Below are 24325 nucleotides of genomic sequence, written 5' to 3'. Positions count from 1 at the left end.
TCGTCACCGATGGGTGGCGGCAGGCCCCGGCAGCTCGCGTCGGGTGCGCAGCGGGGAGCGGAAGACCGGGACCCAGACGGTGGCCAGCACCGCCGTCGCGAGCCACAACGTCGTTCGGACGGAGGCGAGTTCGGCCAGCAGGCCGGCCAGCGCGGCGCCGAGGGCGAGGGAACCGGTGAGCAGGACGCGCATGGTGGCGTTCATCCGGCCGAGCAGGTGGTCCGGGGTCACGCTCTGGCGGAAGCTCACCGTGATCACGTTGTCGATGCCGATCTTGCAGGTGATGACCAGCCAGGCACCGGTCGCGAGCCAGAGCGCGGCGCCCCGTCCGGCCAGCGCCGGCAGCACTCCGCACGGCGCGACCGCCAGGCCCATCAGCCACAGCAGCCGTCCCGCCCCGAAGCGGTGGGCCAGCCGGCGGGCCGCGACCGAACCGATGAACACGCCGAGCCCGCCGACCGCGAAGAACAGGCCGACGACACCGGCGGACAGCCCGAGTTCATCGACGAACAGCACCGGCAGCATCGTCTGGTACAGCTGGATCGACAGGTTCGTGCCCGCCCCGGCGAGCGCCACGGCCCGCAGGACCGGGTGGCCGAACACGAAACGCAGGCCCTCGCGGATCTCACCGCCGAGCCGCCCGCCGAGCCGCCCGTCGCGCCGCCCGCCGAGCCGCCCGTCGCGCCGCCCGTCGCGCCGCTCCCGCGGGGACGGCTCCGGCCGCCGGATCCGCAGCAGCAGGAGCGCCGAGACCAGGTAGCTCGCCATGTCCACCACGATCACCACCGGGGCGGACAGCGCCGCCACCAGGAAGCCGCCCGCGCTGCGCCCGCCGATCTGGGTGAGGGCGTCCACTGTCACCAGGTGGGCGTTGGCCTCGGTGAGCCGGTTGCGGCCGACCAGGCCGGGCAGTTGGCTCAGCGCGGCCACGTCGAAGAACACCGTGGCCGCGCCGGACAGCAGGACCACCGCGTACAGCTGAGGGAGCGTCAAGCGGTCGAACAGCCAGGCGAGCGGCACCGATCCGAGCAGCGCGGCCCTGGCCAGATCGGCGGCGATCATCGTGGGCCGCTTGCGGATCCGGTCCACCCAGGCCCCGGCCGGCAGGCCGATCAGCAGGAACGCGAGGGTGCTCAGCATCGCCAGCAGCCCGACCTGCCCGGGGGAGCTGTGCAGCGCCAGCAGGGCGGTCAGGGGGATCGCCAGCGAACTCACCGCGGTGCCGAGCTTGCTCGCCACCGCGGCGCCGAGGAGCAGCCGGAAGCCGGGGTTTCGCAGGGCCGACGGATCCGGATCGGACGGCGGGGCGGTCGGCGCGGGGCCGAGGCGGGAGCTGGTCATGGAGCGAGGTTCCCGGCGGGGCCGGGCGGCGGGCGAGGAATTTAGGCTGCACTGAATCCTGCGGGGACGACGACCGCGACCACCACCGCAGCCATGACCTGCCACCGCGAAAGGGCGCGCACATGCTGGATGTGACCTTCTCCGTCCGCGACCTGGCCCGTACCCGGTTCGCCCTCTCCCCGCTGTGGGAAGTGGTGGCCGGCGTAAGGGTGTTGAAGCATCCCGCCGAACACCCGTTGCACCGCCCGTGGAGCACCCGGGCGCACCGCCGCCTCGCCGATTCCGGGCTGGACTGGCGCCTGCTCGCCGACCTGGTCCCCGACCCGCCCCGGCTGATCCCGGCCTTCCTCGCGCCGCCGCCCACCACCTCCGTCCCCGACCTGCGGCTCGAGCTCTCCGTCCTGCGCGCCACCCCGCCAGAACTGGTCCGCTCGGGCCTCGACGGCCCGCGCGCGCCGCGCTCGGAACGGATCGACCGGCTGCGGGCCGAACCGCGGCGCGGACTGGCCGAACTCGCCGAACTGATCGACGCCTACTGGGAGATCGCCCTCGCGCCGCACTGGCCCCGGATCCGCTCGCTGCTCGAGGGCGACATCCTGCACCGCGCCCGGCTGTTCGCCGAACACGGCGCGGACCGGCTGCTGGGCGACCTCGGGACGGACATCACCTGGGACGAGAACACCCTCTACGTCGGCCACCGTCACACCCGGGGCACCGGCCACCTCGCCGGACGCGGCCTGCTGCTCGTCCCGTCGGTGTTCGTCTGGCCCCGGGTGTTCTCGCTCATCACCCCGAACTGGCAACCGACCCTGCGCTATCCCCCGCGCGCCGTGGCCACCCTCTGGGAACGCCGCACCGCCCTTCCCGACCCCCTCGCCGCCGTCCTCGGCCCGACCCGCGCCCGCCTCCTCGCCGAACTCGACACCCCGGCCTCCACCACCGCCCTCGCCGACCGCACCGCCCTCACCCCCGGTGCCGTCTCCCAGCACCTCACCGCCCTCCGGAACGCCGGCCTGCTCGCCGCCCACCGCACCGGCCGCTACGTGCTGTACAGCCGCACCGAAGCGGCGGAGATCCTGCTGGCCGCAGCGGCGGGCAGTCCGGGTCGGGGCACTTCCCTTTGACCGGCCCTTGGCGGGCGCCTTTGACCGGCCCTTGGCGGGCGCGGCATCGCTGTATTCAAGGTTGATGCCGGCCTTGCCGAGGCCCGGGCGATCGCGGCGGTGCTGCTGGGCGAACCCGCCGCCGCCCGCCTCTGATCCCGGCCGCTGCGGTCAGCCCCCGTCCCGCTCGGGGGCCTCGGTCTCGCTGCGGTCGCCCGTCAGACCGCCCGGTCCGGGGCTGGTGAAGTCGGGCGAGGTGTAGCGCGGTCGGCCGTCCGCGTCCGCGAGGCGCTCGGGTCCGGGGCTGGTGAACCGCGGTCCGTCGCCGCGTTTGCGCCCTTGATCGTCCGTCAGGCCCTCCGGTCCGGGGCTGGCGAAGTCGGGGCTGCTGTGGCCCGGCCCGGTGAATCCGGCCGGACGTGGCGCGCCCTGATCGCCCGTCAGGCCGCGCCGTCCGGGGCTGGTGAAGTCGGGCGCGGTGTAGCGCGGCCCGTCGGGGCGCGGCCGGCCGTCGGCGTCGGTGAGCTGCTCGGGTCCGGGGCTGGTGAAGCGCGGTCCGTCGGTGCGCTTGCGCCCCTGGTCGTCGGTGAGGCCCTCCGGGCCGGGGCTGGTGAAGTCGGGGCTGCTGTGCCCAGGGCCCGTGAACCCGGCCGGGCGCGGCCGTCGCTGATCGTCCGTCAGCCCTTCGGGCCCGGGGCTGGTGAAGCCCGGGCTGCCGTACCCGGCCCGGCTGTAGCCGGGGCTGAGCAGGTCGGGCGGCGCGGTCCGGGCGCGCGGGACGCCGGTGTCGGGGGTCGCGAGGTGGTGGGCGAGCAGCCAGGGCAGCAGGGCGCGGTCGCGCAGCGCGGTGTGCCAGGCGGCCCGGGCCGCGGCCAGCTCGGCCTGCTGGTGCGGGTCGGCGCCGAGGGCCCGGGTGGCGCCGCGGCGCGCGGTGAGGACCAGCCCGGCGCCGCCGATCAGCAGCGCGGCGGCGGCGACGGCCAGCGCGAGCAGCCCGGCGGTGACGGCGGCGCGCCCGAACGCCAGCCCGGGCGCGGTGACCCGCAGCAGCCAGCCGAGTACCAGCAGGATCAGCCCGGTCGACCCGGCCAGCAGCGGCGTCAGCACCGTCAGCGCGGGGAGCAGCCCGGCGCCGACGATCGGTGGCGCGCTGTCCGGGCGCTGCTCGGCGGCCGCGGCGGCGGCGCGCAGTTCCAGGTAGCGGGCGTACTCGGCGGCGGCGGGCGCGGCGACGGTTTCGGCGTCCGCGAGGGCCCTGGTGTAGAGCTGTTCGGTGTTGAGGTGCACGCCGGGCTCGGCCAGGGCCTGCCGGACGGCGGGGTCGCGCAGCGCTTCGTCGAGCAGCCGGCCGAAGTCGGCGCGGTCCTCGGCGAGCAGGCGCGGCGGGTGGCTCATGGGTACCCCGTTCCGCGAGGTGGACGGAAGGTCACTGGCCTCGATGGTAGGCGTGCGCGGGAGCGCGCCGACAGGCTCTTTCCGGAACTTCGGCGCGCCCAGTTCCCTTGCGCCATCGAGCAGTTGTTCAGTTCAGCGGCAGTTGTGCGACCAGCAGCCGGCCGTCCATGGTGACGCCGCCGTCCATCGCGATGGCCAGTTCGTCGGCGTAGATGTACGGGCCGGGCACGTGCGGCGGGACGCCGTCCTCGGGGTGGTCGCCGGTCAGGTAAGGGATCGGGCTGTGGCCGTGCACCACCCGGTAGCCGCCGTACATGGCGAGCAGTTCCTGCGCGGCCATGGTGCCGGCCTGGCCGCGGAACGCGAACCGCTTGGTGAACTTGCGGAAGGCGTCCCACCATTCGTCGATGCCCTCGTCGGCGAGCAGCGCGTGCACGGCGTCGTTGACGTCGGCGATGGTCTCGCCGTACTCCAGGTACGCGGTGGTGTCGGAGTGCAGCAGCAGGTGGCCGTCCTCCAGCGCCATCGCGGGCAGCCGGGACAGCCAGCTGATGTGGTGCGGCTGCAGGCGCTCCAGGTCGTGCTGCTGGCCGCCGTTGAGCCGCCAGGCGGCGAGGAACGAGGCGGTGCCGGCGGTGGACTGGACGGCCTCGTCGCCGTAGCGGGCGGCGCCCAGGAAGAGCAGTTCGTGATTGCCCATCAGGGCCCGGCAGTAGCCGCCGGCCGCGGCCGCCTCGGCGGCCAGCTGCATCACCAGGTCGATGACGCCGATGCCGTCCGGGCCGCGGTCGGTGAAGTCGCCGAGGAACCAGATCCGGGAGCGCCCGGCCGACCAGTGGCCGTCGGCGTCGATCAGGCCCTGCTGGTGCAGCGCGGCGAGCAGTTCGTCGAGGTAGCCGTGTACGTCGCCGATGACGAACAGCGGGCCGGGGCCCTCGCCGGGTTCGGGCTGCGGGTACGGGAAGTGCACCTCGACGGGGGGCACCGCCTCGATCGGCGGGCCGAGTTCGATGGTCGGCGGGTCCTCGTGCGCGTAGTGCCCGGGTGCCTGCGGGGCGGCTTCGCCGAACTGCCCGGCGGGGGCCCAGTGCTGCTCCAGGTAGTGGGCGCCGCCGTAGGTGCTGTGGGTGTCCTCGTACTGGTAGCCGGCGGGTTCGGCCGGCTCGAACCAGGAGCCTTGGGGGAGCACGTCGAGGTCCTGGCGGGAGCGGATGCCCGAGTGCGGGTGCTCGGGTTCGCGGAAGAGGTCCTCGGGTGTCATTCGCCCATCATAGGAAGCGCACTCTCCCGCCGTCCTCACCTGGTCGGTATCCGTTTTCCCGGTTGACCCGCCGGGCGGCGGGCCGGCCGCCCGGTCTGCCCCGGTCCGGGATGGTCCGGACCGCCGGCCGACGCGGGCGGCGCGCGCTCACACCTCGCCCGGCGGGCGGGGCGGACTGACCGTGGTGCGCGGGCTGCGGCGCTGCGAGGAGGCCCGCACGATCAGCTCGGTGGGCATCAGGGTGCCGGGCGGCGGGCCCGTCCCGGCGGTGCGGTAGCGCGGCGGGAACAGCCGCCCGGGGACGGAGCCCGATCCCGCGTCGACTCCTTCGATCGCGTCGATCAGCAGGTTGACCACGGTGGTGCCGATCCGACGGGGCTTCAACGACAGGGTGGTGATCGGCGGTTCGGTGTTGGCGTACACGTCGGACTCCGAGCAGCACACCAGCAGCAGGTCGTCCGGCACCCGCAGTCCGTAGCGGCGGGCGGCGGCCAGCAGGTCGGTGCCGTTCGGGTCGAACAGTCCGTACACCGCGTCCGGGCGGTCCGGGCGGGCCAGCAGCCGGTCGGCGGCGACCGCCCCGGCGGCCGGGTCGTGCGCCGGGTACGTCTCGTACACCGGCTCCTGGCCGACCCGGTCGCACCAGGCGAGGTACGCCTCGGTGGACAGCCGGGTGTAGGTGTCGGTGGACGTGCCGGTGAGCAGGCCGATCCGGCGGGCGCCGGCCTCGCTCAGGTGCTCCAGGATGCCGAGCACCGCCGCCTCGTGGTCGTTGTCCACCCAGGCGGTGACCGGGCAGTTGCCCGGTTTGCCGTCGGAGACCACCGGCACGCCGGACCGGTAGAGCTCGGTGACCAGCGGGTCCTGGTCGGGTGGATCGATCACCACCGTTCCGTCGAGCGCGATGTTGCTCCACACGTCGTGCCGGGACGACGCGGGCAGCACCACCAGGGCGTAGCCGCGGCCCAGCGCGGCGCTGGTGGCGGCCCGCGCCATCTCCGCGAAGTAGGCGAACTCGGTGAAGGTGAACGGCTCTTCGCCGTACGTGGTGACGGTCAGTCCGATCAGGCCGGACCGGCCGGTGCGCAAGGTCCGGGCGGCGGCGGACGGCCGGTAGCCCAGGCGCTCGGCGACCTCGCGGACCCGGCTGCGGGTCTCGTCGGGGAGCCGGCCCTTCCCGTTGAGGGCGTCCGAGACCGTGGTGATGGAGACTCCGGCGGCCGCCGCGACGTCCCGGATGCCTGCCCGTTCCAGGCGCCGTGAGGCGGTGGCTCGGCGACCGTTCTGATTGGCTGCTGCTGTCATGGCGGACCGATCGTATGGCGCGTCACGGCGTTCTGTGACCGGATCACTACCCGGCGTCAAAGAACCGTTTCTCCCCGGCCGGATCCGGGGTGCACCCTTCGACAGCTGCGGTTTTCCGCCTTCAATACCTCTGACATGTGCCAAAGGAACCCGGCAGAATGGCTGATCTGCACCCGTAACCCGGACGAGCATCTCACCCGCACGGGTGAGGGGCGGTCGGTATCGTTCACGGCACCCGACCGGGGAGTGATCGGCGCCGCCGCCGACGAAGAGAAACGGAGAACCCCGTGGTTCAGCGTGAGCACGGCCCCCGGCTGCGGCCGAGCCTGGACAGCATCCCCAGCTACAAGCCCGGGAAGCCCGCCGGCGCGGACTCCTACAAGCTCTCCTCCAACGAGAACCCCTACCCGCCGCTGCCCGGCGTGCTGGAGGCCGCGGTCGCCGCCGCCGGCGACTTCAACCGCTACCCGGACATGGGAGTCGGCGCGCTCACCGCCGAACTCGCCCAGCGCTTCGGCGTCCCCGCCGAGCACATCGCCACTGGCACCGGCTCGGTCGGCGTCGCCCAGTCCCTGGTGCTCGCCACCGCCGGGGAGGGCGACGAAGTCATGTTCGCCTGGCGCTCGTTCGAGGCCTACCCGATCATCACCCGGATCGCCGGCGCCACCCCGGTGCCCGTCCCGCTCACCGCCGACGAGGCCCACGACCTCGACGCGATGCTCGCCGCGATCACCGACCGGACCCGGCTGATCTTCGTCTGCAACCCCAACAACCCGACCGGCGCCGCCCTGCACCGCGAGGAACTGGTCCGCTTCCTGGACGCCGTCCCCGCGCACATCCTGATCGTCCTCGACGAGGCCTACCGCGAGTTCATCCGCGACGAGGACGTCCCGGACGGCATCGAGCTCTACCGCGACCGCCCCAACGTCTGCGTGCTGCGCACCTTCTCCAAGGCGTACGGCCTGGCCGGCCTGCGGGTCGGCTTCGCCGTCGGCCACGAGCAGGTCGCCGGCGCGCTGCGCAAGACCGCCGTCCCGTTCGGCGTCAGCCAGCTCGCCCAGGACGCCGCGGTCGCCTCGCTGCGCGCCGAGGACGCCCTGCTGGAGCGCGTGGAGGCGCTGGTCGCCGAGCGCGTGCGGGTCACCGCCGCGCTGCGCGAGCAGGGCTGGACGGTGGTCCCCTCCGAGGCCAACTTCGTCTGGCTGCGGCTCGGCGAGCGCACCCTCGACTTCGCCGCCGCCTGCGCCGAGGCCGGCGTGGTGGTCCGCCCGTTCCCCGGCGAGGGCGTCCGGGTCTCGATCGGCGAGACCGAGGGCAACGACCTGTTCCTGGGCGCCGCGGAGGCGTTCCGCAAGGAGCTCTGACGAAGCAGCGACGGGCGGGGCGGGCAACGCGGTTGCCCGCCCCGTCGGCATGACCGGCCGGCGCCCGCCGCGGGTGAACCGGGGACGGGACTTTGCTGGGAGGTTCCCGGGAGTCCGGTCAAGAGCTGGTGGTCCGCCGGACAACCGACGGGCAACCGGCGGGTGATGTGCGCCGACTTGTCCGGATCGCCGGTCCCAGCGGGCGCCCAGGAACCGCACAGGGCGGTGAAAGAGCGCGGGGCGATGCTTCTGCGCCATGAAGGTGCTTCCGCGACGGCGTGGTGCCGTCCTCGTCAACTCCGCGCTCGGCGTGGCCCTGCTGGGCGGGGCCGCACTGGCGTACACCACCCTGGACAGCGGGACCAGCAAGGCCGCCGCCGGCTCCAAGGTCCGGACCGCGACGGTCGCCAAGGGCGCGGTCCAGGCCACCGTGTCCGGATCGGGCACGCTGTTCTCGCCCTCCGACGCCGGTCAGGACTTCACCACCGGCGGCCGGTTGACGGCGGTGAAGGTCGCGGTCGGCGACACGGTGAAGAAGGGCCAGGTGCTCGCCACCGTCGACACCACCACCGCCCAGCAGCAGGTCGACCAGGCGCAGTCCGCGCTGACCGCGGCGCAGGCCAACCTGACCAAGGCCGAGGCCGGCGAGACGGTCACCACCACCGTCCCCGGCACCGGCCCGTCGGGCGCCAGTAACGGCGGCAACGGCGGCTCGTCCGGCAACGGCGGCTCGGGCTCCGCGGCGGCCACCCCGCAGCCGCAGCCGAGCACCACGACCACCGTGAAGGTCGACCAGGCGCAGGTCGCGCAGGCCCAGCAGCAGGTCGACAACGCGCAGAACACCCTGACCAACGCGCAGACCGCACTGGCCGGCACCACACTGACCGCCACCACCGACGGCACCGTCGCCGCGGTCACCGGCAAGGTCGGCGACACCGTCTCCGGCGCCGGATCGTCGGGCTCCGGCAGCTCGTCCACCACCAAGTCCGGTGCCGGCAGCGCCAGTTCCAGCACCACCCCGACCGGATTCATCGTGCTCACCAACCCCTCCGGGATGGAGGTCACCGCGAACTTCTCCGAGCTGGACTCGCTGAAGCTGAAGAAGGGCCAGACGGCGACCGTCACCCTGAACGCGCAGTCCGACACCAAGCTCGCCGCCACCGTGCTGTCGGTCAGCTCGCTGCCCTCCAGCTCCACCAACGGCGCCGTGCAGTACGGCGCGACGCTCCAGATCACCGGCGACACCGCCGCGCTGCGCACCGGGCTGAGCGCCACCATCTCGGTGGTCACCGGCTCCGCCGACAACGCCCTGTCGGTGCCCACCGCGGCCCTCCAGGGCACCGGCTCCACCCGCACCGCGACCGTGCTGCACGACGACGGCTCCACCGAGCGCGTGCAGGTGACGGTCGGCATCGAGGGCGACAGCACCGTGCAGGTCACCGAGGGCCTCACCGAGGGCGAGAAGGTCGAGCTGACCGCCACCACCGCGGGCACCGGCAACGGCTTCCCGTCCGGCAGCTTCCCCGGCCTGAACGGCGGCTTCGGCGGTGGCGGCTACGGCGGCGGGGGCGGCGGTTCCCGAGGCGGCAACGGCGGCGGCAACGGCGGTGGCGGCAACGGCGGTGGCGGCAACGGCGGCGGGGGTTCGCGCGGATGAGCCCCGGCAAGCCCCCGGTGATCCAGATCCGCCGGGTCCTCAAGTCCTACGGCCACGGCGACGCCGTCGTGCACGCCCTGCGCGGCCCGCTCGGCCCGGACGGCGAACCCCTCGGCGTCGACCTGGACATCGCCGAGGGCGACTACGTGGCGGTGATGGGCTCCTCCGGCTCCGGCAAGTCCACCCTGATGAACATCCTCGGCTGCCTGGACGTCCCCACCGCCGGCCGCTACCTGCTCGACGGCACCGACGTCGGCCACCTCGACGAGGGCCAGCTCGCGCTGGTGCGCAACCGCAAGATCGGCTTCGTGTTCCAGTCGTTCAACCTGGTGCCGCGCACCACCGCCCTCGCCCAGGTCGAACTGCCGCTCGCCTACGCGGGCGTGCGGGCCGCCGAGCGGCGCCGCCGGGCGCTGGCCGCGCTCACCCTGGTCGGCCTGGCCGAGCGGGCCGGCCACAAGCCCAACCAGCTCTCCGGCGGCCAGCAGCAGCGCGTCGCGGTGGCCCGCGCCCTGGTCACCGCGCCCGCGATGCTGCTCGCCGACGAGCCCACCGGCAACCTCGACAGCCGCTCCACCGAGGAGGTGCTGGGCATCATCGACGGCCTCAACGCGCGCGGCCGCACCGTGGTGGTGATCACCCACGAGGACGAGGTGGCCCGGCACGCCAAGCGGGTGGTCCGCCTGGTCGACGGCGCGATCGTCTCCGACGTCCGGCAGGCCCCGGTCGACGGCCCGCCGCCGGCCCTGGCCGCGGAGGTGGTCGCGTGATCGCCTGGCAGATGATCCGCTTCGCGGTCGGCGGCCTGGCCGCCAACAAGGTCCGCTCCGCACTGACCATGCTCGGCGTGCTGATCGGCGTGGCCTCGGTGATCCTGCTGCTCGCGGTCGGCAACGGCTCCTCGGTCGCGGTGAAGGAGTCCATCACCTCGCTGGGCACCAACTCGCTGACCGTCTCCACCGCGGCCTCCCGAGGCTCCGCCACCGCCGCGAAGAAGCTCACCGTGGAGGACGCCAAGGCCCTCGCCTCGGCCACCGACACCCCGGCCATCAAGTCGGTCGCCCCGGTGGTCACCACCAGCGGCACCGCGCTGTACGGGAACATCTCCTACCAGCCCGGCCAGATCGTCGGCAGCTACCCGGCGTACTTCGAGACCGCCAACCAGAAGATCGCCGAGGGCGACTACTTCTCCGCCGACGACGTGCTGAACTCCCGCAAGGTCGCGGTGCTCGGCTCCACCACCGCCAAGGAACTGTTCGCCACCGAGGACCCGATCGGCAAGAAGATCACCATCGGCGGCACCCCGTTCACCGTCACCGGCGTGCTCGCCACCAAGGGTTCCACCGGCTTCAACGACCCCGACGACGTGGTGATCGCCCCGCTGCCGACCGTGCAGAACGCGTTCACCGGCTTCGGCTCGGTCAACCAGATCCTGGTGCAGGCGTCCTCCGCCGACACCACCACCGAGGCACAGGCCGACATCACCCGGATCCTGATGGGCACCCACGCCATCAAGGACCCCACCAAGGCCGACTTCCGGATCAGCAACCAGACCTCGCTGCTGAGCGCCCGCGAATCCACCACCAAGACCTTCACGGTGCTGCTCGGCGCTGTCGCCGCGATCTCGCTACTGGTCGGCGGCATCGGCATCACCAACATCATGCTGGTCACCGTCACCGAGCGGACCAGGGAGATCGGCATCCGCAAGGCGCTCGGCGCGCCCCGCGCGGTCATCCTCGGCCAGTTCCTCGCCGAATCCACCCTGCTGTCGGTGATCGGCGCCGGCCTCGGCGTGCTCGCCGGGATCGTCGGCTCGCACTTCTCGGTGGTCGGCATCAAGCCGGTGGTGATCCCCGAATCGGTGCTCGGCGCGTTCGCCATCGCCGTCGCCATCGGCCTGTTCTTCGGCAGCTACCCCGCCAACCGGGCCGCCTCGCTGCGCCCCATCGACGCCCTCCGGCACGAGTAGAAGGAGCCCTTTCATGTCGGACGAGCAGGAGTTGCTGGCCACCGCGCCGGACGCCCGCGACATCACCGCCGAGCTGGCCGCGCCGCCGCGTCGCAAGCTCCCCTGGCCCACCCTGGCGCTGGCCGGCGGCCTGATCGCCGTGCTGTCCTTCGCCGGCGGCGTCTGGTACCAGAAGGACAACAACACCGGCGGCAACGGCACCGCCCGCGCCTCCGGAGGCCAGAACCCCGGCGGCTCCGGCCAGCAGAACGGCGGCGGCCGCCGAGGCGGCGGCCAGGGCGGTCAGAACGGCCCGGGCGGCGGCGGCTTCACCCGCGGCACCGTCAAGTCGGTGGACGGCACTACCGTCTACCTGACCGACGCCAACGGGAACACCGTGAAGATCACCACCGGCGACTCCACCAAGGTCACCACCACCAAGGAGGGCAAGGTCGGCGACCTGCAGCCCGGCCAGAACGTCACCGTGATGGGCAGCAAGGGCGCCGACGGCTCCTACAGCGCCACCCAGCTCACCGAGGGCGGCGCGGGCGGCTTCGGCGGCCGCGGCGGCGGTGGTGGCCAGGGTGGCGGAACGGCCGGTACCGGTTCGAGCACAACCGGCTGACCATCCCGTTCTTCGTCCATTTGGCGTAGCCTGCCCGGGCTAGGGTCTGTCTGACGATGCTCGGTCGGGTGCACCCGGCGGACCTCGTCCGACCGTCCCGGAAACAGCCCGGGCCGGCCATTTCGTCCCGGTCCGGGAGGCGGAGCAGATCTTGTCAGGCGCATTGCAGTCGAGCCAGCCCGGGGCGACTCCGGCGGGCGGTGAACCGTTCCTGCTGGTGGTGGACGACGAGCCCAACATCCGCGAGCTGCTGTCGGCCAGCCTGCGCTTCTCCGGCTTCCGGGTGGCCTCCGCCGCCACCGGCCAGGAGGCGCTGGACGCGATCGCCGCCGAGCGCCCCGACCTGGTGGTGCTCGACGTGATGCTGCCCGACCTGGACGGCTTCACCGTCGTCCAGCGGCTGCGCGACCAGACCCAGCGGCCGGGCAGCCCCGAGCACGTTCCGGTGCTGTTCCTGACCGCGAAGGACGGCACCGGCGACAAGGTCCAGGGCCTGGCCGTCGGCGCCGACGACTACGTCACCAAGCCGTTCAGCCTGGAGGAGCTGATCGCCCGGATCCGGGCGATCCTGCGCCGGGCCGGCGGCCCCGCCGACGACGGCCGCCTGATGGTGGCCGACCTCGTCCTGGACCCGACCGCGCACGAGGTCACCCGCGGCGGCGTCCCGGTCTCGCTCTCCCCCACCGAGTTCAAGCTGCTGCACTACCTGATGGCCAACGTCGGCCGGGTGGTCTCCAAGGCGCAGATCCTCGACCACGTGTGGGCGTACGACTTCGGCGGCGACCTGTCCATCGTCGAGTCGTACATCTCCTACCTGCGCCGCAAGCTCGACTCCGGCCCGGCGCACGGCCCCAAGCTGATCCACACGGTGCGCGGCATCGGCTACGCGCTGCGCCGCCCGCCGAACAGCTGAGATGGCCCGCTTCTCGCTGCGGGTCCGGCTGCTGGTGCTGGCGGTGCTGCTGGTCACCACGGGCCTGGTGGTCAGCGACGCCTGGGTGCTCGGCACTGTCCGCGGCCAGCTGGTGGAGCGCACCGACCAGCAGCTGGAGCGGTACGCCGAGCCGCTGGCCCGGCGCGCGCCGACCCGCCAGCAGACCCCGATGTCGGTGTTCAGCCCGCAGGCGCTGAGCCGCCGCACCGGCCAGGCGCTGCCCAGCGAGTACGTGGTGCGCTACCTGGCCGGGGACGGCACCGTGCTGTCGGTGCTGCGCCAGCCGCTGACCGACTCCGAGCCGGCCCCGCAGCTGCCCGCGCTGACCTCCGCCGCGCTGGCGCGCCGGGAGGCCGAGCCGTTCACCGAGAAGGTGCCGCGCGGCGGCGAGTGGCGCTCGATGGTGCTGCCGCTGCAGCGCACCACCGCGGGCGACTTCGGCTCGCCGCGGTACGTGCAGGTCGCGGTGCCGCTGGACGACGTGCAGTCCACCATCAGCCACCTGCGCACCACCTTCTTCACCATCGGCGGCGCCGTCCTGGTGGGCCTGGCCGGCCTGGGCGCGGTCGCGGTGCGGGCCGGGCTGCGGCCGCTGCGCCAGCTGGAGGCGGGCGCGCAGCGGATAGCCGACGGAGACCTGTCGCACCGGATGCCGGAGCTGCCGGCCCGCACCGAGGTGGGCCGGCTGTCGGCGGCGCTGAACCGGATGCTGACCGACATCGAGACGGCGTTCGCCGACCGCGCCGCCTCCGAGCGCCGGATGCGCCGCTTCGTCGCCGACGCCTCGCACGAGCTGCGCACCCCGCTGGCGGGCATCCGCGGCTTCGCCGAGCTGCACCGGATGGGCGCGCTGGACGACGTCGACCGGGCGATGGACCGGATCGAGTCGGAGGCGGTGCGCCTCGGCGCCCTGGTCGAGGACCTGCTGATGCTGGCCAGGCTGGACGAGGAACGCCCGCTGAACCTGGCCCCGATGGACCTGCGCACGCTGGCCGCCGACGCCCTGCACGACCTGACCGCGCTGGACCCGGGCCGCCCGGTGGCCCTGACCGGCCCGCACGGCGAGGGCGCCCCGCAGCCCGCGCCGGTGCTCGGCGACGAGGCCCGGCTGCGCCAGGTGGTGAGCAACCTGGTGGGCAACGCGGTCAAGCACACCCCGCCGGGCACCGCGGTGCGGATCGGGGTGGGCCGGGTGGACGACAGCTGCCTGCTCGAAGTCGCGGACCAGGGGCCGGGGTTGGCGGAGGAGCAGGCGGCGCTGGTGTTCGAGCGCTTCTACCGGGCGGACGCGTCCCGGGTCCGCCGGGCCGGCGAGGCCGGGGGAGCGGGCCTGGGTCTGGCGATCGCCTCCGCGCTGGTGTCCGCGCACGGCGGCGAGCTGACCCTGCGCACCGCGCCGGGCGCCGGCGCCGCCTTCAGGGTGGTCCTGCCGCACCAGGGCTGAACCGGGCTGAGGTAACGTCAGTGAGGTCGGTGTCAAGCGCCGTTCGGTACAGCGTCGGCGCCCCGCTCCGGCTTGTGGGCGGCCGAACCGGCGGCAGATCATTTGAGTTGTCGGAGAACACCCCCCCCCGTGCGAATGCACTGATAAGCATCATGGATACTGCTCTTGTGAACGTGTTCACGTTCACAAGCGGACAAGCTTGGGCAGGTTCAGCGCGTTACCGTGCTAGATGTGCCTTTTTTGTTCGGTTTGCACATCCTGTGAGAGAGGGCGCAGTGGACCTAGCAGTCGCTCACGAGACCATCTCGCGATGGCAGTTCGGCATCACCACCGTCTATCACTTCCTCTTCGTCCCGCTGACGATCAGCCTGGCCTCGATCGTGGCCGGACTGCAGACCGCATGGGTGCGCACGGGCAAGGAGAAGTACTTCCACGCCACCAAGTTCTGGGGCAAGCTCTTCCTGATCAACATCGCCATGGGTGTGGTCACCGGCATCGTCCAGGAGTTCCAGTTCGGTATGAACTGGTCCGACTACTCCCGCTTCGTCGGCGACGTGTTCGGCGCCCCGCTGGCGATGGAAGCGCTGATCGCGTTCTTCTTCGAGTCCACCTTCATCGGACTGTGGATCTTCGGCTGGGACAAGCTGCCGAAGAAGATCCACCTCGCCTGCATCTGGATGGTCGCGATCGGCACCGCGCTGTCCGCGTACTTCATCCTGGCCGCCAACTCCTGGATGCAGCACCCGGTCGGCTACCGGATCGACCCCGTCACCGGCAAGGCCCAGCTCACCGACATCGTCCGGGTGCTGACCCAGAACACCACCCTGGTCCAGGTCTTCCACACCCTCACCGCCGCCTTCCTCACCGGCGCCGCCTTCGTGGTCGGCATCGCCAGCTACCACCTGTGGCGCGCCAAGCGGGGCAAGGAGACCGACAAGCGCAAGACCGCCTCGATGCGCACCTCGCTGCGCGTCGGCCTGGTGCTCGCCGCGGTGGCCGGCCTCGGCACCGCGATCAGCGGCGACACCCTCGGCAAGGTGATGTTCGAGCAGCAGCCGATGAAGATGGCCGCCGCCGAAGCGCTCTGGGACACCCAGGCCCCCGCCCCGTTCTCGGTGTTCGCCGTCGGCGACGTCTCCAAGGGCCACAACTCGGTCGCCCTGGAGATCCCCGGAATACTGTCCTTCCTCGCCCACAACGACTTCTCGTCCGAAGTCCCCGGCATCAACGACATCGCCGCCGCCGAAGCCGCCCAGCACGGCGGGAACCCGACCGACTACATCCCCAACATCTTCGTCACCTACTGGGGATTCCGGCTGATGATCGGCTTCGGCATGACGTCCTTCGTCGCCGCGCTGATCGGCCTGTGGACCACCCGCCGCAAGTTCTGGCTGGCCCCCGAGCACCGCACCGGCGAGGACGAGCCGCCGAAGCTGATGCTCACCAAGAACCGGGAGATGAACGTCTTCTTCACCCGGTGGAGCTGGCGGATCGGCATCCTCACCATGGGCTTCCCGCTGATCGCCAACAGCTTCGGCTGGATCTTCACCGAGATGGGCCGCCAGCCCTGGGTGGTGTTCGGCCTGATGTTCACCCGCGACGCGGTCTCCCCCAACGTCAGCGTCGGCACCCAGGTGCTCGGCCTCACCACGCTGACCGTGCTGTACGCGATCCTCGCCGTGATCGAGGTCAAGCTGCTCGCCAAGTACGCCGCCGCCGGCCCCAACACGGACGAGAAGCCGCCCGCCAAGGACCCGACCCTGCGCGGCCCCTCGGACGAGGACTCCGACCAGCCGCTCGCCTTCGCGTACTGAGGACGGATCACATGCACCTGCACGACTTCTGGTTCATCCTGATCGCCGTCCTGTGGATCGGCTACTTCTTCCTCGAGGGGTTCGACTTCGGCATCGGCATCCTCACCCGGCTGCTGGCCCGCAACACCGCCGAACGCCGCGTCCTGATCAACACCATCGGCCCGGTCTGGGACGGCAACGAGGTGTGGCTGCTCACCGCCGGCGGCGCCACCTTCGCGGCCTTCCCCGACTGGTACGCCACCCTGTTCAGCGGCTTCTTCATCCCGCTGCTGATCATCCTGGTCTGCCTGATCGTCCGCGGCGTCTCCTTCGAGTACCGGCACCAGCGCGAGAGCGAACGCTGGCAGCGCAACTGGGAACTCGCCATCTTCTGGACCTCCCTGCTGCCGTCCTTCCTGTGGGGCGTCGCCTTCGCCAACATCGTGCGCGGCGTCGCCATCGACCAGGACAAGAACTACGTCGGCACCTTCTGGGACCTGCTCAACCCGTACGCGCTGCTCGGCGGCCTCACCACCCTGGTGCTGTTCACCTTCCACGGCGCGGTGTTCGCCGCACTGAAGACCAGCGGCGAGATCCGGCACCGGGCCCGCGTCCAGGCCACCGTGTACGGCCTGATCACCGCGGTGCTCGCGGCGGCCTTCCTGATCTGGACCCAGGTCCACACCGGCAACGGCTGGAGCCTGGCCGCGCTGATCGTCGCCGTGCTCGCCCTGGTCGCCGCCCTCGGCGCCAACCAGGTCGGCCGCGAAGGCTGGTCGTTCGGCTTCAGCGGCCTGACCATCACCGCCGCCGTCGGCATGCTGTTCCTGTCGCTGTTCCCCGACGTGATGCCCTCCACCCTCAACGAGGCCTGGTCGCTGACCGTCACCAACTCCTCGTCCTCGCCCTACACGCTCAAGGTGATGACCGTCGTCGCGGTGATCTTCACCCCGCTCGTGCTGCTCTACCAGGGCTGGACGTACTGGGTGTTCCGCCGCCGGATCGGCGTCCAGCACATCCCCGCCGCCGCCCACCACTGAGGAGCACACCCCTGATGGAACGCCAGCAGCGGATGCGTCCGATCGACCCCCGGCTGCTGGCCTACGCCCGCACCACCCGCGCCTTCCTCGCCGGCTCCGTACTGCTCGGCGGGGTGGGCGCGGCCCTGCTGGTCGCCCAGGCCGCGCTGATCGCCGACCTGGTGGTCCGCTCCTTCCAGCACGGCCAGTCCCCGCTGTGGGGGCCGCTGCTCGGCCTCGCCGCCGTCACCCTCGGCCGGGCACTGGTCGCCTGGCTGACCGAACTCACCGCCCACCGCTCCGTCGCCACCGTCAAGTCCACCCTGCGCCGCCGCCTGCTCGACCACGCCACCGCACTCGGCCCCGGCTACCTGACCGGACGCCGCACCGGCGACCTCGCCACCCTCGCCACCCGCGGCGTCGACGCCCTCGACGACTACTTCGCCCGCTACCTGCCGCAACTGGCCCTCGCCGTCGTCGTCCCACTGGTCGTCCTGACCCGGATCCTCGGCGCCGACTGGGAGTCCGCCGCGATCATCTGCGTGACACTGCCGCTGATCCCGCTCTTCATGATCCTCATCGGCTACGCCACCCAGGCCCGCACCGACCGCCAGTTCGCCGGCCTGTCCCGGCTCTCCCACCACTTCCTCGACGTGGTCGCCGGACTCCCCACCCTCAAGGTCTTCGGCCGGGCCAAGGCCCAGGCCACCGCGATCGGCCGGATCACCGAGGACTACCGCCGCGCCACCCTGCGCACCCTGCGCCTCGCCTTCGTCTCCTCCTTCGCACTGGAACTGCTCTCCACCCTCTCCGTCGCCCTGGTCGCCGTCTCCATCGGCTTCCGGCTCGTCAACGGCACCCTCGACCTGGAGACCGGCCTGCTGGTGCTGGTCCTCGCCCCCGAGGTCTACCTGCCGCTGCGCCAGGTCGGCGCGCTCTACCACTCCAGCGCCGAGGGCCTGGCCGCCGCCGGGAAGATCTTCGAGGTGCTGGAGACCCCGCTGCCCCAGCCCGGCCGCCGCCCCGCCCCCCAGGTCGCCGGCGCCGACATCCGGATCGAAGGACTCACCGTCCGGCACGACGGCCGCACCCAGGACGCCCTGCACGAGGTCTCGCTGGTGGTACCGGCCGGACGCATCACAGTGCTCACCGGGCCCAGCGGCGCCGGCAAGACCACCCTGGTGGGCGCCCTGCTCGGCTTCGTCCGCCCGGACGCCGGACGGATCCTGATCGGCGACCAGCCGCTCGCCGACACCGACCTGGCGAGCTGGCACGCCCAACTCGCCTGGGTCCCGCAGCACCCCCACCTGTTCGCCGGCACCGTCGCCGAGAACGTCCGCCTCGCCCGCCCCGACGCCACCGAGCCGCAGCTGCGCGCCGCGCTCGCCGCCGCCCGGGTCGACTTCGCCGACCCCGACACCCCGCTCGCCGAGAACGGCCACGGCCTCTCCGCCGGCCAGCGCCAACGCCTCGCCCTGGCCCGCGCACTGCTCGCCGACCGGCCGCTGCTGGTGCTCGACGAACCCACCGCCCACCTCGACCCCGTCACCGAGGCCGCACTGCTGGAGACCCTCGGCTCGCTCCGCCGCACGGTGCTGCTGATCACCCACCGGCCCGCGCTGATCGCGCTCGCCGACCACCACGTGCGGCTGCCGGGTGCTCCCGTTCCGGTCGCTGCTCCGGTCGTTGCCGAGCCCGCCGTCGAGGTTGCGCCCCGGCCCGCGTACCGGGACGAGGCGGTGGACGCCGCCGAACCGTCCTCCCGGGTCCCCGGGCTGTGGCTCGCCGTGCTGCTGGGCTCGCTCGCCCTCGGCTGCGCCGTCGCGCTGATGGGCACCTCCGGCTGGCTGATCTCCCGCGCCTCGCAGATGCCGCCCGTGCTGTACCTGATGGTCGCCGTCACCTCGGTCCGGGCGTTCGGCATCGGCCGCAGCGTGTTCCGCTACGCCGAGCGGCTGGTCTCGCACGACGCCGTGCTGAAGGCCCTCGGCGGCATCCGCACCGCCGTCTACCGGCGCCTGGAGCAGCTCGCCCCCGCCGGGCTGCCGCAGTTCCGGCGCGGCGACCTGCTGTCCCGGCTGGTCGCCGACGTGGACGCGGTGCAGGACCACCATCTGCGCTGGCGGCTGCCCGCCGCGATCGCCGTCGTGGTGTCGCTGGGCGCCTCCGCCGCGCTCGCCGCCTTCCTGCCGCTGGCCGGCCTGGTGCTCGCCCTCGGCCTGCTGCTCGCCGGGGCCGCCGTCCCCGCGCTGGAGCGCCGGATCTCCGGCCGCACCGAACGCCGGCACGCCCCCGCCAAGGGCGAGTTGGCGACCGCCGTGCTGGACACCCTGACCGGCACCGCCGAACTGACCGTCGCCGGAGCCCTCCCGGACCGGCTGCGCGCCACCCGCGGCGCCGACGCCGCGCTGACCCGGCTGGCCGGGCGCTCCGCCGCCTCCGGGGCGCTCTCCGCGGGCCTGGTGGCGCTGGTGTCCGGACTGACGGTGGTGGCCGCCGCCGCGGTCGGCGTGCGTGGCGTCGCCTCCGGCGCGCTGCCCGGCGTCTGCCTGGCCGTCGTGGTGCTGACGCCGCTCGCCGCGTTCGAGGCCGTCGCCGGGATGCCCACCGCGGTGCGGTTCCGCGAGCGCGCCCGGGCCTCCCGGGAACGCCTCGCCGAGGTACTGGCCTCGCCCCTGCCGGTCACCGAACCCGCCGCGCCGAAGCCGCTGCCCGCCGAACAACTGCCCGTCCTCGTCAGCGACTTGACCGCCAGGTGGCCCGGCGCCCCGCGCGACGCGCTGCGCGGCGTCGACCTGGAACTGCGGCCCGGCCGCCGGGTCGTGGTGGTCGGCCCGTCCGGCTCCGGCAAGACCACGCTCGCGCACGTGCTGCTGCGGTTCGTCGAACCGTCCGGCGGCTCCGTCCGATTCGCCGACACCGTGGACACCCGCGAACTGACCGGCGAGGACGTCCGCCGGGTGATCGGCCTGTGCGCGCAGGACGCGCACGTCTTCGACAGCTCGGTGCGGGAGAACCTGCGCCTCGCCCGCCCCGACGCCGACGAGACGCGGCTGCGCGCCGCACTCGGCCGGGCCCGCCTGCTGGACTGGGTGGACGGCCTGCCCGACGGCCTCGACACCATGGTCGGCGAGCACGGCGCCCGGCTCTCCGGCGGCCAGCGCCAGCGCCTCGCCCTGGCCCGCGCGCTGCTCGCCGACTTCCCCGTGCTGATCCTCGACGAGCCCGCCGAACACCTCGACGTGGCGACCGCCGACGCGCTCACCGCCGACCTGCTCGCCGCCACCGCGGGCCGCACCACCCTGCTGATCACCCACCGGCTCGCCGGCCTCGACGACGACACTGTGGACGAGGTGCTGGTGCTGGACGACGGCCGGGTGGTGGAACGCGGCCGCTGGTCGGCGCTGGCGGACCGTCCCGACGGGCGGCTGGCCGCGATGCTGGCCCGCGAACGGGACGGCGAGGCGCGCCGGGTGGCCGTCTGATCCGTCCCGCTTCGCCCGGAATGCACACTGGTGGCATGGATCAGCCGGCCGCCGAGAACGGCCCACCGCGCATTCCCGAGATCTCCTCGCTCGGGCTGGACACCCTGGTCACCGAGGTCTCGGAACGGCTCCAGTCCGCCGCCGCCGTGGCCGACCGGATGCAGCGCCTGCTGGAGGCCGTGGTCTCGGTCGGGGCCAACCTCGACCCGCACACCACCTTGCAACGGATCGCCTCCGGCGCCGCCGAACTCGTCGACGCCCGGTACGCCGCGCTCGGCGTGGTCAACCCGCACGGCGGCGGCCTGCTGGACTTCATCCACGTCGGCGTCGACGACGAAACCGCCCGGCGGATCGGCCGGCTGCCCGCCGGGCGCGGCATCCTCGGCGCCCTGATCGACGACCCCCGGCCGCTGCGGCTGACCGACCTGACCACCGACCCGCGCTCGGTGGGCTTCCCGTCCGAACACCCGCCGATGGTGTCCTTCCTGGGCGTGCCGATCCGGGTCCGCGGCGAAGTGTTCGGCAACCTCTACCTGACCGAGAAGCACGGCGGCGGCTCGTTCACCCCCGAGGACGAGCAGGTGGTGCTGGCGCTGGCCGCCGCCGCGGGCGTCGCGATCGAGAACTCCCGGCTCTACGAGGAAGGACGGCGCCGCGAACGCTGGATCACCGCCGCGGCGGCCGTCACCACCTCACTGCTGTCCACCGACGAGGCCCGGATCGCTCTGACCGTCGCCGCCGAACAGGTCCGCGAACTCGCCGAAGGCGCGCTCGGCATGGTCCTGCTGCCCGCCGGCGAGGGCCGGATGCGGGTCGCGTACGCCTCCGGGGAACGGGCCGGCTACCTGGCCGGCGAACTGCTCCCCGAGCACGGCCTGACTCCCCGCCTGCTGTCCGGCGAAGCCGTCCACCTGGACGACCCGACAGTCGCTCCCGAGGTGGCTTCGGACAGTCAGTTCGACCGTCTGGCAAGGGAGTTCGGCCCCTCCATGGCGGTGCCGATGGTGTCCTCCCGGCGGGTCCTGGGCGCGCTCTGCGTGTGGCGCGGAGCCGGCGCCGCGCCGTTCACCCGCACCGAACGGAAACTCGCCCAGACTTTCGCCTCGCAGGCCGCGCTGGCCCTGCGGCTCGCCGAGTACCAGCTCAACCAGCAGCGCCTGGCCGTGTTCCAGGACCGCGACCGGATCGCCCGAGACCTGCACGACCTCGTCATCCAACGGCTGTTCGCCACCGGCATGATGCTGGAGACCGCCGCCCGCCGGGCCGTCGTCCCCGAGGTCCAGGAACGCATCGGAAAGGCCGTCGACGAACTCGACGCCACCATCCAGGAAGTCCGCACCACCATCTACGCCCTCCAGCACGGCGACACCGACGACGAACCCGACACCCTGCGCACCCGCGTCCTGCGCGAGGGCAGCCAGGCCGCGGCGGCACTCGGCTTCCGGCCCAGCATCACCTTCACCGGCCCCGTGGAGAGCCTGGTCGGCGACCAGGCCTCCCGCCAACTCCTCGCCGCCCTGCGGGAGATGCTCTCCAACACCGCCCGCCACGCCCGCGCCTCCCGGGTCGCCGTCGAACTCGACGCCACCGTCCACCTCGGCCCCGACGGCCGCCCCGTCGCCCCCGACAGCCCCGGCCTCCCCGGCATCCTCCTCACCGTCACCGACGACGGCATCGGCATCCCCGACGGCGGCCGCCGCTCCGGCCTCCGCAACCTCACCCGCCGGGCCGAGGCCCTCGGCGGCGACGCCTGGCACGAACCCGGCCCCCACACCAAGGGCACCCGAGTCCGCTGGACGGCCCGGCTCTGAACCCGCTGGTGACGCGGGCTCAGAGCAGGGTTTCGATGACTGCGGCGACGCCGTCCTGGTCGTTGCTCACGGTGTGGCGGGTGACGGAGGCGAGGACCAGGGGGTGGGCGTTGGCGACGGCGTAGGACTGGCCGGCCCAGGCGAGCATTTCGAGGTCGTTGGGCATGTCGCCGAAGGCGATGACTTCGGTGGCGTCGATGTCGTGCTGGGCGCACCAGCGGGCGAGGCTGCTGGCCTTGGTGACGCCGGGGGCGCTGATTTCGATCAGCGGGATGGGGCTGGAGCGGGTGACCTCGGCGAGCGGGCCGACGATGGTGCGGGCGCGGTCGAGGAACTCGTCGGGGGAGAGGTCGGGGTGCTTGCCGAGCAGCTTGAACAGGCCGTCGACGCGGCCGGAGGCGAGGAGTTCGGCAGCCGGGCCGACCGGGTGGTCGTTGTCGGACTCGCCGAAGAAGACGGTGTACTCGGCCTCCCGGGCGAAGCCGTCCGGGAACTCGAACGCGAAGACGGTGCCGGGGAGTTCGGCGCGCAGCCGGTCGACGACGGTGAGCGTGTCGGCGCGGTTCAGCGGGCAGGTCTCCAGCAGTTCGCCGCGCCGGACGTCGACCACCGCGCCGCCGTTGGAGCAGATCGCCACGCCGTGGCCGCCGATGTGCGGGCCGAGGTGGCGCATCCAGCGCGGCGGGCGGCCGGTGACGAACACCACCTGCACGCCGGCGGCCTCGGCGGCGGCCAGCGCGGCCGCCGTCCGGGCGGAGACCGTTCCGCCGGGGCACAGCAGGGTGCCGTCGAGGTCGGTGGCGATCAGGCGGGGGCGCGGGGAGGCGGTCATCCGTCCATCTTCGCGCACTTGTGCGGGAAGCGGACCCGCCCCGGTGGGGCGGGCCCGGGGCGGTCAGGCGGCGACGTTCAGGGTGAGCGCCGCGGTGTGCAGGGTGCCGCCGGTCTGGAACTGCAGGAACAGCCGCCAGTCGCCGGGCTTCGGCAGCTCGGCGTGGAAGGACAGGGTCGGGCCGCCGCCCTGGGCCGTGACCTTGGTCTCCGGGTGGAGGTGCGCGAACGCCTGGTCGCCGGCGTGGAAGGCGGTCAGGTGCGCGTACGTCTCCAGGTAGGGCTCCAGGTCGGTGACGGGCTTGCCGTCCTTGGCGACGGTGACGGTCAACTCCCCGGCCGCGCCGGCCGTCGGGGCGCCGGCCACGGTGACGGTGTAGCCGTCGACGGTGCTGGTCGTGGCGGCGGCGGGCAGCGGTTCCGGGGTGGACTGCCCGGCGACGGTCGCGGTGCGGCTGAGCACCAGCCCGGTGCCCTTGCCGCTGCCCGCGCCGGGGACGAACGAGGCGTACATCCGCCAGTCGCCGGGCTGCGGGGCGGCCAGCGGGGCGGTCCAGGTGCCGTCGGCGGAGCGCGTCGGGTGCAGGTGCTGGAAGCCGGACAGGTCGGAGCGGATCGCGTAGAAGTGCATCTCCTTGGTCTGCTCCGGCTCGTACGCGGTCAGCACCTTGCCGTCCGGGCCGGTCACGGTGAACCGGTACTCGTTGCCGGCCAGGGTGCCGTCGAGGCGGTAGCCGCCCTGTTCGGAGGCCAGCCCGTCGGTGCTGTGGGCCATGCCGGGCATGCCCGCCATGCCGTCCGGGCCGTGGCTCATGCCGGGCATGTCGCCCGGCATGTCGTGCCCGGTGGCGGAGGGCGCGGCGCCGTGGTCCATGCCGGACATCGCGTCGCTGCCGCAGGCGGTGAGGGTCAGCGCGAGGGCGGCGGCGGCCGCGGCGGTGAGCAGGGGGCGGCGGGTGGTCGTGGTGGTTCGGGTCATCGGAGTTCGCTCCAGGGTGCGCGCGCAGCG

The 24325-nt window shown here is 73.2% G+C and carries 18 protein-coding genes; 12 read left to right on the top strand and 6 right to left on the bottom strand.

Annotated features, from left to right (window positions below; all coding sequences use genetic code 11):
- Positions 1-3: 3 nt before the first annotated feature.
- Entirely contained in the window at positions 4-1341 is a 1338-nt protein-coding gene (locus tag ACFYST_RS05625) for an MFS transporter (protein WP_387860190.1), read from the bottom strand.
- A 122-nt stretch (positions 1342-1463) separates the two neighbouring features.
- On the opposite strand from ACFYST_RS05625, the gene ACFYST_RS05620 reads away from it, so the two are divergent.
- Entirely contained in the window at positions 1464-2465 is a 1002-nt protein-coding gene (locus ACFYST_RS05620; protein WP_387640218.1) for a DUF5937 family protein, read from the top strand.
- A 150-nt stretch (positions 2466-2615) separates the two neighbouring features.
- On the opposite strand, the gene ACFYST_RS05615 is transcribed toward ACFYST_RS05620, so the two are convergent.
- The 3 genes from ACFYST_RS05615 to ACFYST_RS05605 form a co-directional block, all read right to left on the bottom strand.
- Positions 2616-3839, bottom strand: a complete 1224-nt coding sequence (locus tag ACFYST_RS05615) for a hypothetical protein (RefSeq protein WP_387860188.1) — start codon at positions 3837-3839, stop codon at positions 2616-2618.
- Positions 3840-3966: 127 nt separating this feature from the next.
- Positions 3967-5100, bottom strand: a complete 1134-nt coding sequence (locus ACFYST_RS05610; protein ID WP_387640223.1) for a metallophosphoesterase — start codon at positions 5098-5100, stop codon at positions 3967-3969.
- 147 nt (positions 5101-5247) lie between these two features.
- Positions 5248-6405 carry a LacI family DNA-binding transcriptional regulator gene (locus tag ACFYST_RS05605; protein ID WP_387640226.1) on the bottom strand — a complete coding sequence of 386 codons (1158 nt, stop codon included), beginning with the start codon at positions 6403-6405 and terminating at the stop codon, positions 5248-5250.
- Positions 6406-6692: 287 nt separating this feature from the next.
- Between ACFYST_RS05605 and hisC the strand changes: the two genes are divergently transcribed.
- From hisC to ACFYST_RS05550, 11 genes are all read left to right on the top strand, one after another.
- A complete protein-coding gene (gene hisC, locus ACFYST_RS05600) occupies positions 6693-7769 on the top strand; it encodes a histidinol-phosphate transaminase (protein ID WP_387860186.1) in 1077 nt (358 codons plus the stop codon).
- 256 nt (positions 7770-8025) lie between these two features.
- Positions 8026-9426 (top strand): efflux RND transporter periplasmic adaptor subunit, encoded by a 1401-nt coding sequence (locus ACFYST_RS05595; RefSeq protein ID WP_387860184.1) that lies wholly within the window; start codon positions 8026-8028, stop codon positions 9424-9426.
- Complete coding sequence (locus ACFYST_RS05590) at positions 9423-10196, top strand: ABC transporter ATP-binding protein (RefSeq protein WP_387640234.1); 774 nt, start codon at positions 9423-9425, stop codon at positions 10194-10196. Before ACFYST_RS05595 ends, ACFYST_RS05590 begins: the two co-directional genes overlap by 4 nt.
- Positions 10193-11395, top strand: coding sequence for an ABC transporter permease (locus tag ACFYST_RS05585; protein WP_387640237.1), 1203 nt, complete (start codon positions 10193-10195; stop codon positions 11393-11395). Before ACFYST_RS05590 ends, ACFYST_RS05585 begins: the two co-directional genes overlap by 4 nt.
- Before the next feature lie 13 nt (positions 11396-11408).
- A complete protein-coding gene (locus tag ACFYST_RS05580; RefSeq protein ID WP_387860182.1) occupies positions 11409-11999 on the top strand; it encodes a hypothetical protein in 591 nt (196 codons plus the stop codon).
- Positions 12000-12150: 151 nt separating this feature from the next.
- Complete coding sequence (locus ACFYST_RS05575; RefSeq protein WP_387640242.1) at positions 12151-12912, top strand: response regulator transcription factor; 762 nt, start codon at positions 12151-12153, stop codon at positions 12910-12912.
- Between the two features lies 1 nt (position 12913).
- Positions 12914-14377 carry a sensor histidine kinase gene (locus ACFYST_RS05570; protein ID WP_387860181.1) on the top strand — a complete coding sequence of 488 codons (1464 nt, stop codon included), beginning with the start codon at positions 12914-12916 and terminating at the stop codon, positions 14375-14377.
- A gap of 275 nt (positions 14378-14652) precedes the next feature.
- On the top strand, positions 14653-16191 hold the full coding sequence (locus tag ACFYST_RS05565) for a cytochrome ubiquinol oxidase subunit I (protein WP_387640247.1): 1539 nt from the start codon (positions 14653-14655) through the stop codon (positions 16189-16191).
- Positions 16192-16202: 11 nt separating this feature from the next.
- Positions 16203-17210 carry a cytochrome d ubiquinol oxidase subunit II gene (cydB, locus tag ACFYST_RS05560; RefSeq protein WP_387860178.1) on the top strand — a complete coding sequence of 336 codons (1008 nt, stop codon included), beginning with the start codon at positions 16203-16205 and terminating at the stop codon, positions 17208-17210.
- A 32-nt stretch (positions 17211-17242) separates the two neighbouring features.
- Complete coding sequence (gene cydD / locus ACFYST_RS05555; RefSeq protein WP_387861089.1) at positions 17243-20674, top strand: thiol reductant ABC exporter subunit CydD; 3432 nt, start codon at positions 17243-17245, stop codon at positions 20672-20674.
- 35 nt (positions 20675-20709) lie between these two features.
- Complete coding sequence (locus ACFYST_RS05550) at positions 20710-22485, top strand: GAF domain-containing sensor histidine kinase (protein WP_387860177.1); 1776 nt, start codon at positions 20710-20712, stop codon at positions 22483-22485.
- 19 nt (positions 22486-22504) lie between these two features.
- On the opposite strand, the gene ACFYST_RS05545 is transcribed toward ACFYST_RS05550, so the two are convergent.
- Positions 22505-23317, bottom strand: coding sequence for an HAD family hydrolase (locus ACFYST_RS05545; protein WP_387860175.1), 813 nt, complete (start codon positions 23315-23317; stop codon positions 22505-22507).
- 63 nt (positions 23318-23380) lie between these two features.
- A complete protein-coding gene (locus ACFYST_RS05540; protein ID WP_387860173.1) occupies positions 23381-24295 on the bottom strand; it encodes a hypothetical protein in 915 nt (304 codons plus the stop codon).
- Positions 24296-24325: the final 30 nt, after the last annotated feature.

Origin of the sequence: Kitasatospora sp. NPDC004614, assembly GCF_042873675.1 — a bacterium.
GTDB lineage: Bacteria > Actinomycetota > Actinomycetes > Streptomycetales > Streptomycetaceae > Kitasatospora.
This window is presented reverse-complemented; position numbering and strand designations above follow the sequence as displayed.

Coding starts and splice junctions, on each gene's coding strand:
- ACFYST_RS05625 (WP_387860190.1), bottom strand. CDS start 1,341: ATGACCAGCTCCCGCCTCGGCCCCGCGCCGACCGCCCCGCCGTCCGAT.
- ACFYST_RS05620 (WP_387640218.1), top strand. CDS start 1,464: ATGCTGGATGTGACCTTCTCCGTCCGCGACCTGGCCCGTACCCGGTTC.
- ACFYST_RS05615 (WP_387860188.1), bottom strand. CDS start 3,839: ATGAGCCACCCGCCGCGCCTGCTCGCCGAGGACCGCGCCGACTTCGGC.
- ACFYST_RS05610 (WP_387640223.1), bottom strand. CDS start 5,100: ATGACACCCGAGGACCTCTTCCGCGAACCCGAGCACCCGCACTCGGGC.
- ACFYST_RS05605 (WP_387640226.1), bottom strand. CDS start 6,405: ATGACAGCAGCAGCCAATCAGAACGGTCGCCGAGCCACCGCCTCACGG.
- ACFYST_RS05595 (WP_387860184.1), top strand. CDS start 8,026: ATGAAGGTGCTTCCGCGACGGCGTGGTGCCGTCCTCGTCAACTCCGCG.
- ACFYST_RS05590 (WP_387640234.1), top strand. CDS start 9,423: ATGAGCCCCGGCAAGCCCCCGGTGATCCAGATCCGCCGGGTCCTCAAG.
- ACFYST_RS05580 (WP_387860182.1), top strand. CDS start 11,409: ATGTCGGACGAGCAGGAGTTGCTGGCCACCGCGCCGGACGCCCGCGAC.
- ACFYST_RS05570 (WP_387860181.1), top strand. CDS start 12,914: ATGGCCCGCTTCTCGCTGCGGGTCCGGCTGCTGGTGCTGGCGGTGCTG.
- cydB (WP_387860178.1), top strand. CDS start 16,203: ATGCACCTGCACGACTTCTGGTTCATCCTGATCGCCGTCCTGTGGATC.
- cydD (WP_387861089.1), top strand. CDS start 17,243: ATGCGTCCGATCGACCCCCGGCTGCTGGCCTACGCCCGCACCACCCGC.
- ACFYST_RS05550 (WP_387860177.1), top strand. CDS start 20,710: ATGGATCAGCCGGCCGCCGAGAACGGCCCACCGCGCATTCCCGAGATC.
- ACFYST_RS05545 (WP_387860175.1), bottom strand. CDS start 23,317: ATGACCGCCTCCCCGCGCCCCCGCCTGATCGCCACCGACCTCGACGGC.
- ACFYST_RS05540 (WP_387860173.1), bottom strand. CDS start 24,295: ATGACCCGAACCACCACGACCACCCGCCGCCCCCTGCTCACCGCCGCG.